The following is a 16,419-nucleotide window of genomic DNA, read 5'->3' as shown; positions in this document are numbered from 1 at the left end:
GCCCCGCCGTCACACCAGGGGCCCGCCGTCACACCAGCGGTGGCCCCGCCGTCGCCCCCGAGGACTGTGCCGCCCGTTGCAGCGCGCTGGCCAACAACGCCAGGTCCGTCGGGCCGTTGCCCAGTTCGCGCAGCGGGCGCCGGGCCGGGGGGTCGCCCATCCGCGCCCATTCCAGGGGCACGACGGTGGGCCGCAGCGTGGACGTGCGCGGTATCCGCCCGGTCACCCGGCCCGCCTGGAACGGCGTGGACGTGCCGTCCGCCGCACGGCGCAGCCGCCCGCGGCCGGGCGGCGTCGGCTCGGGGCCGGCCTGCGCCGACGCCTCGGCCGACTCGGTGGCAGCGCCCAGGGAGCCCAACTGGATCCGCAGAGTGGCCCGTTCGGCGGTCGCGGTGCCGTCGGTGCGGTCCGGGTGGCCGGTGGCGGCTACCAGGTGCACGCCCAGGGCGGCGCCGTCCCGGGCGACCGCCTCCAGGGCGCGCACCACGGAACCGGCGGCCGGTCGGCCCGTGCTGCCCAGGGCCGGGGAGACCAGGGCGTCGAAGTCGTCGACGAGGACGAACAGGCGGGGCATCGGGGCGGCGTTCGGTGGGGCCGGGGTGGCGGCCGACGCCACTGTCCGGGCGGAGGCGCCGGACCGGTCGGAGGTGCCGGACCGGTGGGGCTCCCGGTGGGGTTCGGTGGCCTCCGGGCGGTCGCGGTCGCGGTGGTCGGCGGGAGCGCGGTGGTCGTGGTGGTCGGGATGGTTGGCGTGGCTGTGTTCTTGGGGGGCGGCGCCGGGGCGGGCGCGGAGGCGCAGGGTGCCCGTGCGGGTGGGGTCCGTCTGGTCTGCCGGGGTGCCGCTGCTTTCTTCCTCATTACGGCAACGATTACGGAGAGTGATTCGTTCCCTGGAATCGTTACTCGTTGTGAAAGAGGTGGAGGGGGTGGGTGGAGTTCCGGGGGTGGGAGAGGCGTCGCGGAGCGGAGGCGTGGACGGGGCCGCTCCGGACGACCAGGCCGCTCCGGACGAGGGGGCCGCTCCGGACGACGGGGACGAGCTGGACGGCTGGGCCGTGCCGGATGCCATGGGCGTGCCGGGCGACGGGATCGCGCCGGAGGTCAAGGATGTGCCGGACGGCGAGGGGGACGTGCCGGACGCCGGGGACCTGCCGGGCGGAGTAGTGGCGGTGGCGGGTGTCGCGGGGGTGCCCTCTGTGGAGCGGCGGGGGGCGATGATGCGCGGGGCCGGGAGGTGTTTGGTGCGCCATTCGGAGAACGAGGTGCCGGCCAGTATTTCGGCGCGGCGCTTGAGTTCGGAGGAGAGCGCCTGGGCGAACTCCCGCATCCGCAGCGGGTCGGAGGCGGCCAGGTACGTCGTGACGTGCGGGAGGTCCGTGCAGACCCGCAGGCCCTCGCCGCGCTCGGTGCCGGCGCCGTCCACCAGTACCAAGGCCAGCCGGTCCGGCCGGTCGGCGGCGGCCAGCGACGCGGCGAGGGACCGCAGCAGCTCCGTCTTGCCGCTGGCCGGCGCGCCCTCGACGAGCAGATGCGCGCCGTCGGCCGCGAGATCGGCGGTCACCGGCCCGTGCGGCCCGGCGCCCAGGACCGCGGCGGCGTGCGGCCGGTCGGTGTCCTGCGCGGCCGCCCAACGGGCCATCAGGGACGCGGGGGTGGCGCGGGCCAGGCCCAGTTCGTCCAGCAGCCGCGTCGACTCCGGGAGCGGTATGGCGGCGCGCGGTGCCGCCGGCCCGCCCGCGCCGCCGCCCGTCTCGGCCTCGCGCAGTGGTGCCAGCGCCCGGGCGAACCGCTCCGCCCAGGCCGCGGAGACCGCGTCCACGGTCGCGACCGTGCCGTTCGGCCCCGAGCCCGGCTGGACCACTCGCAGGGCCGTGGCCACGTCGCCGCTGAGCACCGCCACCGCCCCGCACTCGCCGAACGCGGGCGAGGCGGCGCGCGCCGCCTCGTACGTCGCGGCCAGCGGGAAGGCAGGGGAGGCGGCCGGGGTCTCGGCCAGGCAGAGCACGTGGATGCCGGCCGCCGGGCCGCCCGCGGCCAGCCGGGCGGTGGTCTCGCGCAGCGCCGACGAGCCGGGGTCCCCGTCCACGATGAGCAGGGTGTACGGGCCCGGGTGGCGGGCGGCGGCGGAGGCCACCTCGGCGCGTTCGGCGCTGGGCCAGCCGGGGCCCAGGGGGCCGTCGTCCAGCCGCCGCACCAGCTCTGCCGTACGGGCCGCGGCCTGCTCCTTGTCGTAGGCGAGCAGCAGCCGGCAGTCCTGGCCACGGGCCGGGCGGACGTGCGGCAGCCAGCCCAGCCAGGACCAGTCGGCCACCCGCTCCTCCAGGGGGCGCGCCCGGTCGGAGCTGACGAGCACGATCTCCAGCGCCCCGGGGGAGTGCAGCGCGGCCAGCTGCGCGGCCGCGGACCGGGCCAGCCCGACGAGCCGTTCCCGCGGTCCGGCCAGCCCGAGGGCGCCGGCCCGGCGCATTTCGACGGTGACGGGCGCGGCGGTGCGGCCGCCGTCCCGCTCGGTCGTCCCCAGGCGGACGGTGAGCGCGTCCGGGTGCTCCGGGCCGCGCTCCCAGAGCCGGGGGCCCGGGCCGAGCGCGGTGAGCAGGATGGCGGCGGCGTCCGGCCAGCGTTCGTCGGCGGCCGGGCCGGAGGGGAACGGGATGCTTTCGGCGGCCGTGTCGGACGGGCCGTCGGCCGGAGACGTGTGGTCGCCGTCCGCGGCGGTGTCGTGCGACCGGCCCGCCGGGGTGGGGCCCTGCTGCCCGGTGTGGTCCGTGGTGGGGCGGCCGCCGGCCAGGCGTCGTGCCCAGGCGCCGAGGCCGCGCCGACCGGACTTACGGGTCACCGGGTCGGCGGGGGCCAGGGACTGCTGTCCACCGTGCGTCTGGCCGTCCGTGGGCGCGGCGCCCCGGCCGGCCAGCGCCTCGTGCCCGGCCGGCGCGTCATGGCCGGACGCAGGGCCGGACCGCGCCGCTCCGTATCCGTATGCCGTCCCGTATGCCGCAGCCCCGTACTCCGGATGCTCCGCCGTGGGCCGGCCCGCCACGGGGTCGGCTTGCACGGGGCCGCCGTGCGCCGCACGAGGTCCGTGCGCCCCGGCCGCCCCGCTGGCCTCGCCTGTCTCGCCCACCCCGGTCGTCCCGCCTGCTGCTCCGCCCGCCCCGGTGCCGGCCGCGACCGAGCCGGGGACGGCTGCTGCATGTGCGCCCGACCCCTGTGCGTCCGGCCCCTGTGGTCCCACGCCATGTGTGCCCGGCCCGGGCGCGGCGACCGGAAAGAGGCCGTGTGCCGACGGTGCCGGGACGCCGGTCGCGCCGGCGGACGCCACCCCGCCGTCCGGTTCCCCGGCGGCCGGGGTGGGAATGCCGCGCAGCGGCGTGTCCCGCCGGCGGCCCGGCCCGTCAGGCGCCGGGGCGCCGGCGGCGACCCCGGTCCCGTAGGGTTCCGCGCCCCCCGGCCCCCGTCCACCGACACCGGCCTGCCCGGCGCCCGCGTACAGCGAGCCCGACGTGGTCTCCCCGGTGGCCGAGGGGGATGCCCCGGTGGCCGTTCCCCCGGGGCCGGTCCCTCCGGAGGTGACGCGGAGGTGGCCCTCCCCGTCGGGGGTGGCGCTCAGGGCCGGGTCCGGGGCGCGGGGCGGGGACTGGAGGCGGAGCGCCGATTCGCCGATGCGCAGCAGGGCGCCGGGCGGCAGGGGGACGGCGCGGTCGCCGAGTTCGGTGCCGTCGACGGCGGTGCCGTTGGTGGAGCGCAGGTCGGCGACGTACACGGAGCCGTCGGGCTCGACGGTGACGGCGCAGTGCAGGCGGGAGACGTCCGGGTCGTCCAGGGGGACGTCGGCGTCGGCGGAGCGGCCGATACGGACCTGGCCGCCGTGCAGGAGGTGGACGCCGCCGGCGTCGGGGCCGGAGACGACGCGGAGCCGGGCGGAGCCGTGCGGCAGGCCGTGCGCGGGGGCCGGGCCGGGGCCCTGGAGGGAGAGCACCGCGCCGTCGATCAGCGGCGGCTCACCGAGGGCGGCGCGCTGCGGGTCGAGCCGCTCGGAGCCGGCGTAGAGGACGACGGGGGCGCTGCTGCCGGTGGTGCCGACGTCCGCGCCGGAGCCCGCGACGGCGGCCGCGAGCGAGCCGGCCACGGCGGCCAGGGCGGTGCCGGCGGGGGCCGTCACGAGGACGTCGCAGGCCCGTGTGGTGTGGCCGCTGCGCGGCCCGAGGACGGTCAGCCGGATCTGCATCGCCGTCAACGGTCCCTTCTGCCGGGAACGCGGCAGGGGCTCCGCTCACCCCCACCGCACCCCGGGCACGTCGGCACGGACATGTCCCATGCACGTCGCGACAGTGACCGCGCGCCCCCGCCGCGTGCGTGCTGGGATGCATCCTCGCACCTGCCACTGACAACACGCCCGCCGACCGCCCTTCAATGATCTTGATTGGTCGGCGCCCGCCGGGAAACCGCCTGCTTACGGCCATCGAACCGGCCGATTTCGATCACCGAGCGCCGTCGAACCGGTCAGTGGCGGACGGCACCCGGACCGCTGACGCGGGACCCGGCCGTGTTGACGCGGCCGCCTCCCGGCCCGTACCGACCGCGGTCGGCGGCGTCCGGAATCCGGGCAACCAACGGCGCCGGAGCGGCGTCTTCCCGAGGAGCACCGCCCCGTCTGCCGCACCGAGATGTTTGTGCGACGGCACTACAGTGGGGCGGACGGGCCGCGAGCTGACCCAGCGGGCCAGGCAAGCATCCACCACGACCAGGGAGCGCATGACGTGCGGCCGGTAGGCAGCAAGTACCTGCTTGAGGAGCCTCTGGGGCGCGGCGCCACGGGCACCGTCTGGCGTGCCCGCCAGAGGGAGACGGCCGGTGCCGAGGCCGCCGTCGCGGGGGAGCCCGGCGAAACGGTCGCGATCAAGGTCCTCAAGGAGGAGCTAGCGTCCGACGCGGACGTGGTGATGCGCTTCCTGCGGGAGCGCTCGGTCCTGCTGCGGCTCACCCACCCCAACATCGTCCGGACCCGCGATCTGGTCGTCGAGGGCGATCTGCTGGCGCTGGTCATGGACCTCGTCGACGGCCCCGACCTGCACCGCTACCTCCGCGACAACGGCCCGTTCAGCCCGGTGGCGGCCGCCCTGCTCACCGCGCAGATCGCCGACGCGCTGGCCGCCAGCCACGCCGACGGCGTCGTCCACCGCGACCTCAAGCCCGCCAACGTGCTGCTCGCCGGCTCGGACGGGGACGGCGCGATGCACCCGATGCTGACCGACTTCGGCATCGCCCGGCTGGCCGACTCCCCGGGCCTGACCCGTACACACGAGTTCGTCGGCACCCCCGCCTATGTGGCGCCGGAGTCCGCCGAGGGCCGCCCGCAGACCTCCGCGGTGGACGTCTACGGCGCCGGCATCCTGCTCTACGAACTCCTCACCGGCCGCCCGCCGTTCGCCGGGGCGACCGCCCTGGAGGTGCTGCACAAGCACCTGTCCGAGGACCCGCAGCGCCCGCCGTCCGTACCCGAGCCGCTGTGGACGATCGTCGAGCGCTGTCTGCGCAAGCGGCCCGAGGAGCGCCCCGGCGCCGAGAACCTCGCGCGCGGGCTGCGCACCGTCGCCGCCGGCATCGGCGCGCAGGCCACCCCGCAGCAGGCCGAGGCGGCCCTGGGCGTCGCCGCACTGCTCGTCCCGGACCCGGACCCGGCCACCGTCCCCGGTACCGGCACCGGTGGCCCCCAGGGGACGGACGCCGCGGCGCCCACCCAGGTGCTGCCCACCAACGCGTCCTCCTACGACCCGGGCGCACCGACCAGCGTGCTGCCGTCCACCGGCGGCCCCGCCGGCCAGGGACCGGCCCCGACGCGCGCCATGCCGCCGGTGCCCCCGATGCCGGCCGGTGCGCCCACGGCCGGTCCGGTGGCGCCCGAGGGCCCCCACCCGTGGGAGTCCCAGATGCGGGCCGCCCGGGACCGCAACGAGCAGACCCAGGTGCAGTACCTGGCGCCGCAGGACGACCCGCTGCGCCGCCGTCCGCAGCGCCGCCCGGCGCCCGCCCCGGCCCCGCAGCAGCCCCGGTACGACGCCCCGCCGGCCGGCTACACCGCACAGCGGCCGCCGGCCCCCCAGCGCCGTCAGGAGCCGCCGCCGCAGCGCTACGAGCCGGCCCCGCCGCCCGCCCGGGAGCCCCGGCCCCCGCGCGAGCCGCGGCGGCGCAGCGCCAACCCGATGCGGATCCCCGGTCTGGGCTGTCTGAAGGGCTGCCTCTTCACGGTGCTGCTGCTGTTCGTGGCGGCCTGGTTGGTCTGGGAGTTCACCCCGCTCCAGGAGTGGATCGGGACGACCAAGGGCTTCTTCCAGCAGATCGGCGACGTCATCACCAGCGTGAAGGACTTCGTACAGAAGCTCGGCCGCTGACGGTCCGTACGGACGGTGTGGCCGCGACATCGTCGCTTTGTCGACTTCTGGCCGGTGAATTCCCGTACAGAAGTGACGGTTGCCGCCATTGGGGGCACTGAACCCTCTGGCGCCCGCGTAGCTTTGACGCCAACCTCAGCCCCCGCAGGACGCTCGGGGGCCCGACACGTCGGAGCAGTCTTGGCACGGAAGATCGGCAGCCGGTACACCGCCCACCAGATCCTGGGGCGCGGCAGTGCCGGCACGGTATGGCTGGGCGAGGGCCCCGAAGGGGCCGTGGCCATCAAGCTGTTGCGCGAGGATCTCGCCTCCGACCAGGAGCTCGTCGGCCGCTTCGTGCAGGAGCGGGCGGCGCTGCTGAGCCTGTCGCACCCGCGGGTCGTCGGTGTCCGCGACCTCGTCGTCGACGGCGCCGACCTCGCGCTCGTCATGGACCTGGTTCGCGGCACGGACCTGCGCACCCGTCTGGAGCGCGAGCGGCGGCTGGCCCCGGAGGCCGCCGTCGCCATCGCCGCCGACGTCGCCGACGGCCTCGCCGCCGCGCACGCCGCCCGGATCGTGCACCGCGACGTCAAGCCGGAGAACGTCCTGTTGGACATGCAGGGTCCGCTCGGCCCCGGTGGCGCGCACCCCGCGCTGCTCACCGACTTCGGCATCGCGCGCCTGGTGGACTCCCCGCGCCGCACCCGGGCGACGAAGGTCATCGGCACCCCCGACTACCTCGCCCCGGAGATCATCGAGGGCCTGCCGCCGCGCGCCTCGGTGGACGTCTACGCGCTGGCGACGGTCCTGTACGAGATGCTCGCCGGCTTCACACCCTTCGGGGGCGGCCACCCCGGCGCGGTGCTGCGCCGCCATGTCACCGAGAGCGTCGCCCCGCTGCCGGGCATCCCGGACGAGCTGTGGCAGCTGCTCGTCCAGTGCCTGGCCAAGGCGCCCGCGTCCCGGTTGCGTGCCCCGGAGCTGGCCGCCCGGCTGCGGGAGATCCAGCCCGGCCTGGCCGGCATCCCGCCGCTGGACATCGACGAGCCCGACGACGACCAGCCGGCCGACGACCCCGAGGGCGCTTCCGCGGGATCGCGCCCGGAGGCCGGCTATCCGGCGGTGGCGCCAGAGGGCCCGCCGCGCGGCGCGGTGCCCCTGGTCCAGGGGGCGAAGCCGGACTCCAACCGGGAGACGCACACCAGCATGCGGGTCCCCGAGCCGGACGAGCTGGCCGGCGGCGCGCACGGCACGGCTCGCGCCCCGCGGGCGCCGGGGGAGCGCCGGGCGGGCTCGGCGCGGCATCGCTCGGCGCCGGAGGCGGTGCGGCGCCGGCGGCTCAAGGTGGGCGTGGCGGCCGCGCTGGTCGTCGTGGCGGCCGCGGTCGGCGGGCTGCTCGCCTCGGGCGACGGCGGTGCGGAGCCGGGCGGCGCCACGCCGGGCGTGCATCAGCCGCGGCAGGCCCCGTGACCTGCGCGGGAGCCCTCCGAGGGGCCGCCGCGCACGCCCGGGGCGGGTCCGGCGGCGGGCTTGCGCACCCCTTTCCGGGCCGCTCCGGGCCGCCGGGACCGGGGACGCGCCGGGACAGATTGTCGGCGGCAGCCGTTAGGCTGGGTGCGTGGCAGTCGTCGATGTATCCGAAGAGCTGAAGTCCCTCTCCTCGACCATGGGGTCGATCGAGGCCGTCCTGGACCTCGACAAGATGAGGGCAGATATCGCCGTGCTCGAGGAGCAGGCCGCCGCGCCGTCCCTGTGGGACGACCCGGCCAGCGCCCAGAAGATCACCAGCCAGCTGTCCTTCCTCCAGGGCCAGCTGCGCCGGGCCGAGGAGCTGCGCGGCCGGGTCGACGACCTCGAGGTCCTCTTCGAGCTCGCCGAGGCCGAGGGCGACGACGAGACCCGCGAGGAGGCCGAGCGCGAGCTGGCCGACGTCCGCAAGGCGGTCGACGAGCTGGAGGTCCGCACGCTGCTCTCCGGCGAGTACGACGCCCGTGAGGCCGTGGTCAACATCCGCGCCGAGGCCGGTGGGGTGGACGCCGCGGACTTCGCCGAGAAGCTCCAGCGGATGTACCTGCGCTGGGCCGAGCGCCACGGCTACAAGACCGAGCTGTACGAGACCTCGTACGCCGAAGAGGCCGGCATCAAGTCGACCACCTTCGCCGTCCAGGTGCCCTACGCCTACGGCACGCTCTCGGTGGAGCAGGGCACCCACCGCCTGGTGCGCATCTCGCCGTTCGACAACCAGGGCCGCCGCCAGACGTCCTTCGCGGGCGTCGAGGTGCTGCCGGTCGTCGAGCAGACCGACCACATCGAGATCGACGAGAGCGATCTGCGGGTGGACGTCTACCGCTCCTCCGGCCCCGGCGGCCAGGGCGTCAACACCACGGACTCCGCGGTCCGGCTGACGCACATCCCCACCGGCATCGTCGTCTCCTGCCAGAACGAGCGCTCCCAGATCCAGAACAAGGCCACCGCCATGAACGTCCTCCAGGCGAAGCTGCTGGAGCGGCGCCGCCAGGAGGAGCAGGCCAAGATGGACGCCCTCAAGGGCGACGGCGGCAACTCCTGGGGCAACCAGATGCGTTCGTACGTCCTGCACCCCTACCAGATGGTCAAGGATCTGCGGACGGATTTCGAGGTCGGCAACCCGCAGGGCGTGCTGGACGGCGACATCGACGGTTTCCTGGAGGCCGGCATCCGCTGGCGCAAGCAGCAGGAGCAGCAGGCCAAGTAGCCGCGGACGGCCGCAGCCGGCAGCGGACAGCCACAGCCGCAAGCGGACGAACGCCCGCGAAAGGGCCGGACAACTGCCTCCCTGAGGGGGGCAGTTGTTTTTTGCGTGGCGGTTAGGTCACAGTCGTACGTCCATGTATCGCCCAACTCATGGCAATTCAGACATCAAGCCTTTATTCGGCCTTGACGATGTTCGGAGAACTGGGAAGGCTGAGCGCGGCATGCGTGTGTCATGGGGCGCGTGTAGGAACGGGGAGGCGAACGGCCCGCCGGCAGTGCCGGGCCGAGGCGTGCACACCCCCATCGGTCGTGGCCCCGTGCGGCGGTGCTCCAATGACGAGTTCAGCTACTGGGGGTAGCAGTACATGACGAAGAAGACGCGGCTGCGCGTGGCGCGCATTGCGGCCGGTGCGGTGATCGCGGCCGGTGCGTCGCTCACGGCGGCCGGTGCGGCCTCCGCGGCCAGCCCGGGTGAGGCCGGCGGCTCGGGCGGCGGCCTCATCGGCGGCATTATCGGCGGGATCATCGGCGGTGGCGACAGCTCCGGCGGTCAGACCACCGGTGGCCAGACGGCCGGCGGTGACACCACCGGCGGCGAGATCGGCAGCCAGACCTCGGGTGGCCAGACCTCCGGTGGCGAGACCACCGGCGGCGAGACCACGGGCGGTCAGAACTCCGGTGGTCAGACGACCGGTGGCGAGACCACCGGCGGTGAGACGACCGGCGGTGAGACCACCGGTGGCCAGAACAGCGGTGGCCAGACCACCGGCGGTCAGAACTCCGGTGGTCAGACGACCGGCGGTGAGACCACTGGCGGTGAGACCACCGGTGGCCAGAACAGCGGTGGCCAGACCACCGGTGGCGAGACCACGGGCGGACAGACCACCGGTGGCCAGACCTCGGGTGGCCAGAACTCCGGTGGCCAGACCGGCGGCAGCAGCACCGGTGGCCACTCCGGTGGCAGCAGCACCGGCGGTCACTCCGGTGGCAGCACCACCGGTGGCGGCAGCGGCTCCGGCGGCGACAGCACCGGTACCGGCACCGACAACGAGGGCTCCAAGCCGATCGAGCAGCCCGGCCAGGGCAAGGAGCAGGTCGTCGACACCCCGGGCCAGGCCAAGCAGCAGGCCAAGGGCGGTCAGCTGGCGGAGACCGGTTCGTCCGGTACCACCTTCCTGCTGATCGGCGCGGCCACGATGATCGCCGGCGGTGTGGGCTTCCGGGTCCTGCCGCGCCTGATCAACAAGGGCGGCGGCGCGGCGGCTGCCTGACGCCGACGCGGCACATGACGAGGGGCCCGGGACGCACACAGCGTCCCGGGCCCCTCGGGCGTTCATGGAAAAGGTTTCCGGCCACATCCGGACACCCTGCGCGGCGGCGCCGTCACACAGCGGCGCCGTGGGCGGACCCGGACCCTCAGACGGCCTGGCGGAGCAGCACCGCGACCGCGATCAGCACGATCAGCAGGGCCGCCAGCACCGCCGGATTGAACTGGCCGAAAATGCCCGCCTCGCGCTGGAGGCGCTCCCTGCTGGCCCGGCACACAGGGCAGCGGCCCTCGCTCACAGGGGCCGCGCAGTTGGCGCACACCAATCGGTCGTACGTCATGCGACCTCCTTACTCACCGCTCCAACGCACCGGGAGGCGCATTGGTTCCCCCTACCACTGTGCCAGTTCCGCCGCCGTACGGCGCGCCCCGCGGATCGCCCCGTTCCGCGCGCACCGAGCCGTCCCCCGCCCGCTCCTTGTGATGTGCGCCTTTTGTCCCGTAGGCGCCGTGAAGAAACGCACCAACCTCCCACGGCGACTTCGCCCCCACACGAGGTTCGCGTAGGGTCACGCTCACCGACGGGAGCCGTCACCGGCCACCCGTACCCCTACCCAGGTCGACCGTGGTGCATCAGTGATCCGATTCGACAACGTCTCCAAGACCTACCCGAAGCAGAATCGCCCCGCTCTCAGGGACGTCTCCCTGGAGATCGAGCGCGGCGAGTTCGTCTTCCTGGTGGGCTCCTCGGGCTCCGGTAAGTCCACCTTCCTGCGGCTGCTTCTGCGCGAGGAGCGCGCCAGTCACGGCGCCGTCCACGTACTGGGGAAGGATCTGGCCAAGCTCTCCAACTGGAAGGTGCCGGCGATGCGCCGCCAGGTGGGCACGGTCTTCCAGGACTTCCGGCTGCTCCCCAACAAGACGGTGGGGCAGAACGTCGCCTTCGCCCTGGAGGTCATCGGCAAACCACGCGGGCAGATCCGCAAGACCGTGCCCGAAGTCCTCGAACTCGTCGGCCTCGGCGGCAAGGAGGACCGGATGCCGGGCGAGCTGTCCGGTGGTGAGCAGCAGCGCGTCGCCATCGCACGGGCCTTCGTCAACCGCCCGTTGCTGCTCATCGCCGACGAGCCCACCGGCAACCTCGACCCGCAGACCTCCGTCGGCATCATGAAGCTGCTGGACCGGATCAACCGCACCGGTACGACGGTGGTCATGGCCACCCACGACCAGCAGATCGTCGACCAGATGCGCAAGCGGGTCATGGAACTCGAGAAGGGCCGGCTCGTACGCGACCAGTCGCGCGGCGTGTACGGCTACCAGCACTGAAAGGACGCCATGCGCGCCCAGTTCGTCCTGTCGGAGATCGGCGTCGGTCTCCGCCGAAATCTCACGATGACCTTCGCCGTCATCGTCTCCGTGGCCCTCTCGCTCGGCCTGTTTGGCGCCTCGCTGCTGATGCGCGACCAGGTCAGCACGATGAAGGGCTACTGGTACGACAAGGTCAACGTCTCCATCTTCTTCTGCAACAAGAACGACGCCGAGACCGCCGCCAACTGCGCCAAGGGCGCGGCGACCCAGCAGCAGAAGGACGACATCCTCGCCGAGCTGCACCGGCTGCCGCTGGTGCAGAACGTGCAGCACGAGACCAGCGACCAGGCGTACAAGCACTACAAGGAGCAGTTCGGCGACACCCCCGTCGCCGGCCTGGTCACGCCCGACCAGCTGCCGGAGTCCTTCCGGGTCAAGCTCAAGGACCCGACGAAGTTCGACGTCATCAAGTCGGCGTTCTCCGAGCGCCCCGGCGTCGAGCAGGTGCAGGACCAACGGGACACCGTCGAACCGCTGTTCCGGCTCCTGGACGGCATGCGCTACGCGGCGCTGGGCGTGATGGGCCTGATGCTGGTGGTGGCGCTGATGCTGATCGTCAACACCGTGCGGGTCTCGGCGTTCAGCCGCCGCCGGGAGACCGGCATCATGCGGCTGGTGGGCGCGTCCAGCTTCTACATCCAGCTGCCGTTCATCATGGAGGCCGCGATCGCCGGCCTCATCGGTGCCGCGTTCGCCTGCGTCCTGCTCGTCGGCGGCAAGTACTTCATGATCAACCAGTGGCTGGCGAAGCAGATCCAGGTGGTCAACTTCATCGGCTGGGACTCCGTCCTGGCGGTGCTGCCGCTGGTGCTGCTCATCGGGCTGCTGATGCCCGCGCTCGCCGCGTTCTTCGCGTTGCGCAAGTACCTCAAGGTGTGAGCTTCGCCAAGGGCGCCGTACGGTCAACTCCCCGTACGGCGCCCTTTCGTCGCCTAGACTCACCGGCATGCCGGGCCCGTGTTGGTACGACCGGCCCCGTCGCATCCGCCGCGGGGCGGTCCTGACGCTGTTCCTCGCCGGGGTGCTCGCCGCGGGCGCCGCCACCGGCACCTGGGACGACGCCGGAGACGTCGGAGCCGCCGGGGATGCTGCGGAGCCCGCCGCCGCGGGCACGGTCGCGGGCCGGGCGTCCGTCGAGCGGGCCGCCCGTCCGGCCGCCGAGGACGGCAAGTCCGGTGCGCAGGCCGCCGAGGCCGTCAGCCGCAGCGGCGACCGCTGGTCGGCGGTCTACACCCCCGGTGAATTCGACGCCTTCCAGGCCCAGTTGGACGGCACCTACGTCGGCGTCGGACTGTGGGTACGCCAGCGGGACGACGGCCGGATCACGGTCTCCCGGGTGCAGTCCGGCGGCCCCGCCGCCCGCTCCGGCGTCCTGGTGGGCGACCGCCTCGACGCCGTCGACGGCCGGCCGGTCCGGGGACGGCCGGTCACCGAGACCGTCGCCCGGCTGCGCGGCGAGAGCCCCGGCGGCACCGGCTCGCCCGCCGGCACGCCGGTCCGGCTGGACCTCGGGCTCGGCGCCCGCCACTGGAGCGTGACCCTGCACCGGACCCGGCTGCACACCCGGAACGTCGTCGTGGACCGCCCGGCCGGCGCCGGTGCCCCGACCCGCATCAAGATCACCGCGTTCGCCAAGGGCACCGGGGCCGCCGTCCGCCGTGCGGTGCGCGCCGCCGACCCTCGGGACGGGCTGCTGCTGGACCTGCGCGGCAATACGGGCGGCCTGGTCACCGAGGCCGTCGCCACCGCCTCGGTCTTCCTCGACGGCGGCCTGGTCGCGACCTACGACGTGCACGGCAGCCAGCGCGCCCTGTACGCCGAGGGCGCCGGTGACACCCGGATCCCGCTGGTCGTGCTGGTGGACGGGGGCACGATGAGCGCCGCCGAGCTGCTGTCCGGCGCGTTGCAGGACCGCGGCCGGGCGGTCGTGGTGGGCACGCCGACGTTCGGCAAGGGGTCGGTGCAGATGCCCAGCGCGTTCCCGGACGGCTCGGTCGCGGAGCTGACCGTCGGCCACTACCGCACCCCGGCCGGCCGGGCCGTGGACGGCGCCGGCATCACCCCGGACCTGATCGTCGAGGACCACGCGGAGAAACGGGCCCGCACAGTATTGAGTGGCCTCGGCACCGGTGCGTAGTGCGAAAATGGCCGGACTATGGCTACCAAGGGCAAGGGCAAAGAGAAGAACGACGGGCGCAAGCTCGTCGCGCAGCACAAGAAGGCGCGGCACGACTACCACATTCTGGACACCTATGAGTGTGGTCTGGTGCTGACCGGCACCGAGGTGAAGTCGCTGCGCCAGGGCCGCGCGTCGCTGGTGGACGGATTTGTCCAGATCGACGGCCAGGAAGCCTGGCTGCACAACGTCCATATCCCCGAATACGCGCAGGGCACCTGGACGAATCACAGTGCGCGGCGGAAGCGGAAGCTGCTGCTCCACCGCGCCGAGATCGACAAGCTGGAGGTCAAGGCCCAGGACTCGGGTCACACGATCGTGCCGCTGTCCCTGTACTTCAAGGACGGCCGGGCCAAGGTCGAGATCGCGCTGGCCAAGGGCAAGAAGGAGTACGACAAGCGGCAGACGCTGCGCGAGAAGCAGGACCGCCGCGAGGCGGAGCGGGCGGTGTCGGCGGCCCGGCGCCGGCAGCGGGCCTGAGATTCCGGCGGCCGGGCCGGGCTCCGCGCAGGCCGCCGGGAATATGCTGGCACCCACGTGCGTTGGTCACGTACGATGGGCACGCACCCCGCGAGGGATGCGACGCACCACCTTGAAAAGAAAACATGGGGATGATCGGTTTCGACAGCGGATGTCGAAGCAGGGGAAGCGAGTCGAGGAAGCGGCAATGATCTCGTAAACCATATGCCGAAACCAATAATCGCCAACACCAAGCGCGATTCCTTCGCCCTCGCTGCCTAAGTAGCGACCTGCGAAGTGTCAGCCCGGGGCTGTTCCCGACCCGGATCCTGGCATCAGCTAGGGGACTTTACTTCTGATCCCGGTCACGGGGGTCAGTAAGGACATCTCACAGTGACTGGGCCCGTCGGAGACTTGTCCGCGTGATCTCCGGGGCCGAGAAAAGCGCAGCGGACTGCACTCGGAGAAGCCCTGATTCCGCACCGTTGGACGCGGGTTCGATTCCCGCCATCTCCACGAAGACGACAGGCGACGTGTGCCCGCGAAAAGCGCGGGCCCGCGTCGCCTTCGTCGTTTTTGCGCGGCTGGGCCGCGCGGGGCGGGGGCTCTGCCACCCGCGCCCCCGAGTTCTGGGCAGGCCGCCGTTGTGACGTTTCGGGGGCGGGGCGCGGCCATCCGCACCCCCTCACTCTCCCGGGACGACGGCCGTCCGAAGCTCCTGGCCGGGGCTCGTCCCTCAGGTTGCACGCCGGGGGGTGAGGGCCGTGGCCGTTGCCGTGACGGTGAGGGCCAGGGCGGCCGCCGCGGCCGGTACGGCGTAGCCGGCGGCGGGGGACGGCAGGTGTTCGGCGGCCCAGCCGCCGGCCGCCGAGCCGGCCGCGATGCCGGCCAGCAGCGCGGTCACCGCCAGCGTCATCCCCTCGTTGAGACGGCCCGCCGGGGTGCGGGACTGGACCAGGCCCATGCCGGTGACCATCGCCGGGGCGGTGGCCGTGCCGGCCGTCAGCAGGGCCGCGGCGAGCAGCGGCGGGGCGCCGGTCGCGGCGGCCGCCAGCGGCAGCGTCAGTAGCGCGGTCATCGCGGCGACGCAGGTCAGGAAGCGCCGGGCGGGCCGGGCCGCCGGCGGCAGCAGCCCGCACAGCAGCCCGGCCGCGCCGGAGCCGGCCGCCTGGAGGGCGAGCAGCCCGCCCGCCGCGGGCCGGAAGCCGTGCGCGTCCGCGTAGGCGAGCGTGACCACCTCCAGGGAGCCGAAGATCGCGCCGGTGGCGAGGAACGTGAGCAGCAGCGGCGGCAGGCCCAGGGCACGCAGCGGGGAGCCGGCGCGGCCGGGCCGGGGCGGGACCGCGGGCGGCTCGGTGCGGCGCCGGGCCGCGAGGAGCAGGACGCCGGTGAGCAGCAGGGCGGCGGCCACGGCGGTGCCGGCCTCCGGGGCAACGGAGGTGCACAGCAGCGTCGCCAGGACCGGGCCGAGCAGGAAGCACAGTTCGTCGACGGCCTGCTCGAAGGAGTTGGCGGTGTGCCGGGCGGCCGGGTCGTCGCGGAGCAGGTGCGCCCAGCGGGCGCGGCACAGGCCGCCGGTGTTGGGGGTGGTGGCGGTCGCGGCGTAGGAGGCGAAGAGCGTCCAGTCGGGGGCGCCGGAGCGGACGCACAGCAGCAGGGAGAGCGAGCCGAGGACGGCGACGGCGGTGGCCGGGACGGCGATCCGGGCCTGGCCGTGGCGGTCGACGAGCCGGGCGGTCCAGGGGCCGACCAGCGCGGTCGCGGCGAGGCCGGTGGCGGTGACCGCCCCGGCCAGCGCGTAGGAACCGCGGGTGCCGGCGATCATCAGGACCGCGCTGACGCTGAGCATCCCCATCGGCAGCCGGGCCAGGAGGCCCGCGGCGGTGAAGGCCCGGGCGCCGGGGACGGCGAAGAGCCGGGCGTAGGGGGAGCGGCGGCGGGCGGGGCGTACGGGAGCGGGGGCGACGGGGCGGGCGGCCAGGAAGAGGATCATGCCGTCCACGGTCGCGGCGGCCGCCGTCCGCGGTCCAACACCTTGCCGGGAC

11 protein-coding genes and 1 other RNA gene are annotated in these 16,419 nt (G+C 74.3%); 9 read left to right on the top strand and 3 right to left on the bottom strand.

From position 1 onward, the window contains the following. Positions 1-28: 28 nt before the first annotated feature. A complete protein-coding gene (locus tag B073_RS44775; protein ID WP_018542349.1) occupies positions 29-4,225 on the bottom strand; it encodes an FtsK/SpoIIIE domain-containing protein in 4,197 nt (1,398 codons plus the stop codon). 532 nt (positions 4,226-4,757) lie between these two features. Here B073_RS44775 and B073_RS0132990 point away from each other — a divergent pair. From B073_RS0132990 to B073_RS46880, 4 genes are all read left to right on the top strand, one after another. After that, positions 4,758-6,389 (top strand): serine/threonine-protein kinase, encoded by a 1,632-nt coding sequence (locus tag B073_RS0132990; RefSeq protein WP_018542348.1) that lies wholly within the window; start codon positions 4,758-4,760, stop codon positions 6,387-6,389. Positions 6,390-6,569: 180 nt separating this feature from the next. Beyond that, complete coding sequence (locus B073_RS0132985) at positions 6,570-7,841, top strand: serine/threonine-protein kinase (protein WP_018542347.1); 1,272 nt, start codon at positions 6,570-6,572, stop codon at positions 7,839-7,841. A gap of 148 nt (positions 7,842-7,989) precedes the next feature. Beyond that, entirely contained in the window at positions 7,990-9,105 is a 1,116-nt protein-coding gene (gene prfB / locus B073_RS0132980) for a peptide chain release factor 2 (protein ID WP_026247951.1), read from the top strand. Between the two features lie 364 nt (positions 9,106-9,469). Beyond that, a complete protein-coding gene (locus B073_RS46880) occupies positions 9,470-10,375 on the top strand; it encodes a hypothetical protein (RefSeq protein ID WP_018542345.1) in 906 nt (301 codons plus the stop codon). A 145-nt stretch (positions 10,376-10,520) separates the two neighbouring features. Here B073_RS46880 and B073_RS0132970 read toward each other — a convergent pair whose 3' ends face one another. Continuing rightward, on the bottom strand, positions 10,521-10,712 hold the full coding sequence (locus B073_RS0132970) for a hypothetical protein (protein ID WP_018542344.1): 192 nt from the start codon (positions 10,710-10,712) through the stop codon (positions 10,521-10,523). Between the two features lie 295 nt (positions 10,713-11,007). Here B073_RS0132970 and ftsE point away from each other — a divergent pair, with 295 nt between their 5' ends. From ftsE to ssrA, 5 genes are all read left to right on the top strand, one after another. Then, positions 11,008-11,697, top strand: a complete 690-nt coding sequence (gene ftsE, locus B073_RS0132965) for a cell division ATP-binding protein FtsE (RefSeq protein ID WP_018542343.1) — start codon at positions 11,008-11,010, stop codon at positions 11,695-11,697. 9 nt (positions 11,698-11,706) lie between these two features. Next, a complete protein-coding gene (ftsX, locus tag B073_RS0132960; RefSeq protein WP_018542342.1) occupies positions 11,707-12,618 on the top strand; it encodes a permease-like cell division protein FtsX in 912 nt (303 codons plus the stop codon). 67 nt (positions 12,619-12,685) lie between these two features. Beyond that, the gene (locus B073_RS0132955) at positions 12,686-13,876 is read left to right on the top strand and encodes a S41 family peptidase (protein WP_018542341.1); all 1,191 of its coding nucleotides are present in this window, start codon (positions 12,686-12,688) and stop codon (positions 13,874-13,876) included. Between the two features lie 18 nt (positions 13,877-13,894). Next, complete coding sequence (gene smpB / locus B073_RS0132950) at positions 13,895-14,395, top strand: SsrA-binding protein SmpB (protein ID WP_018542340.1); 501 nt, start codon at positions 13,895-13,897, stop codon at positions 14,393-14,395. 127 nt (positions 14,396-14,522) lie between these two features. Continuing rightward, positions 14,523-14,893: a transfer-messenger RNA gene (gene ssrA / locus B073_RS43370) on the top strand. 217 nt (positions 14,894-15,110) lie between these two features. Here the strand turns inward: ssrA and B073_RS0132945 are convergent. After that, positions 15,111-16,367, bottom strand: coding sequence for an MFS transporter (locus tag B073_RS0132945; protein ID WP_037813504.1), 1,257 nt, complete (start codon positions 16,365-16,367; stop codon positions 15,111-15,113). Positions 16,368-16,419 lie beyond the last annotated feature (52 nt).

The sequence above is a fragment of the Streptomyces sp. MspMP-M5 genome (genome assembly GCF_000373585.1).
In the GTDB taxonomy this organism is placed as follows: domain Bacteria; phylum Actinomycetota; class Actinomycetes; order Streptomycetales; family Streptomycetaceae; genus Streptomyces.
This window is presented reverse-complemented; position numbering and strand designations above follow the sequence as displayed.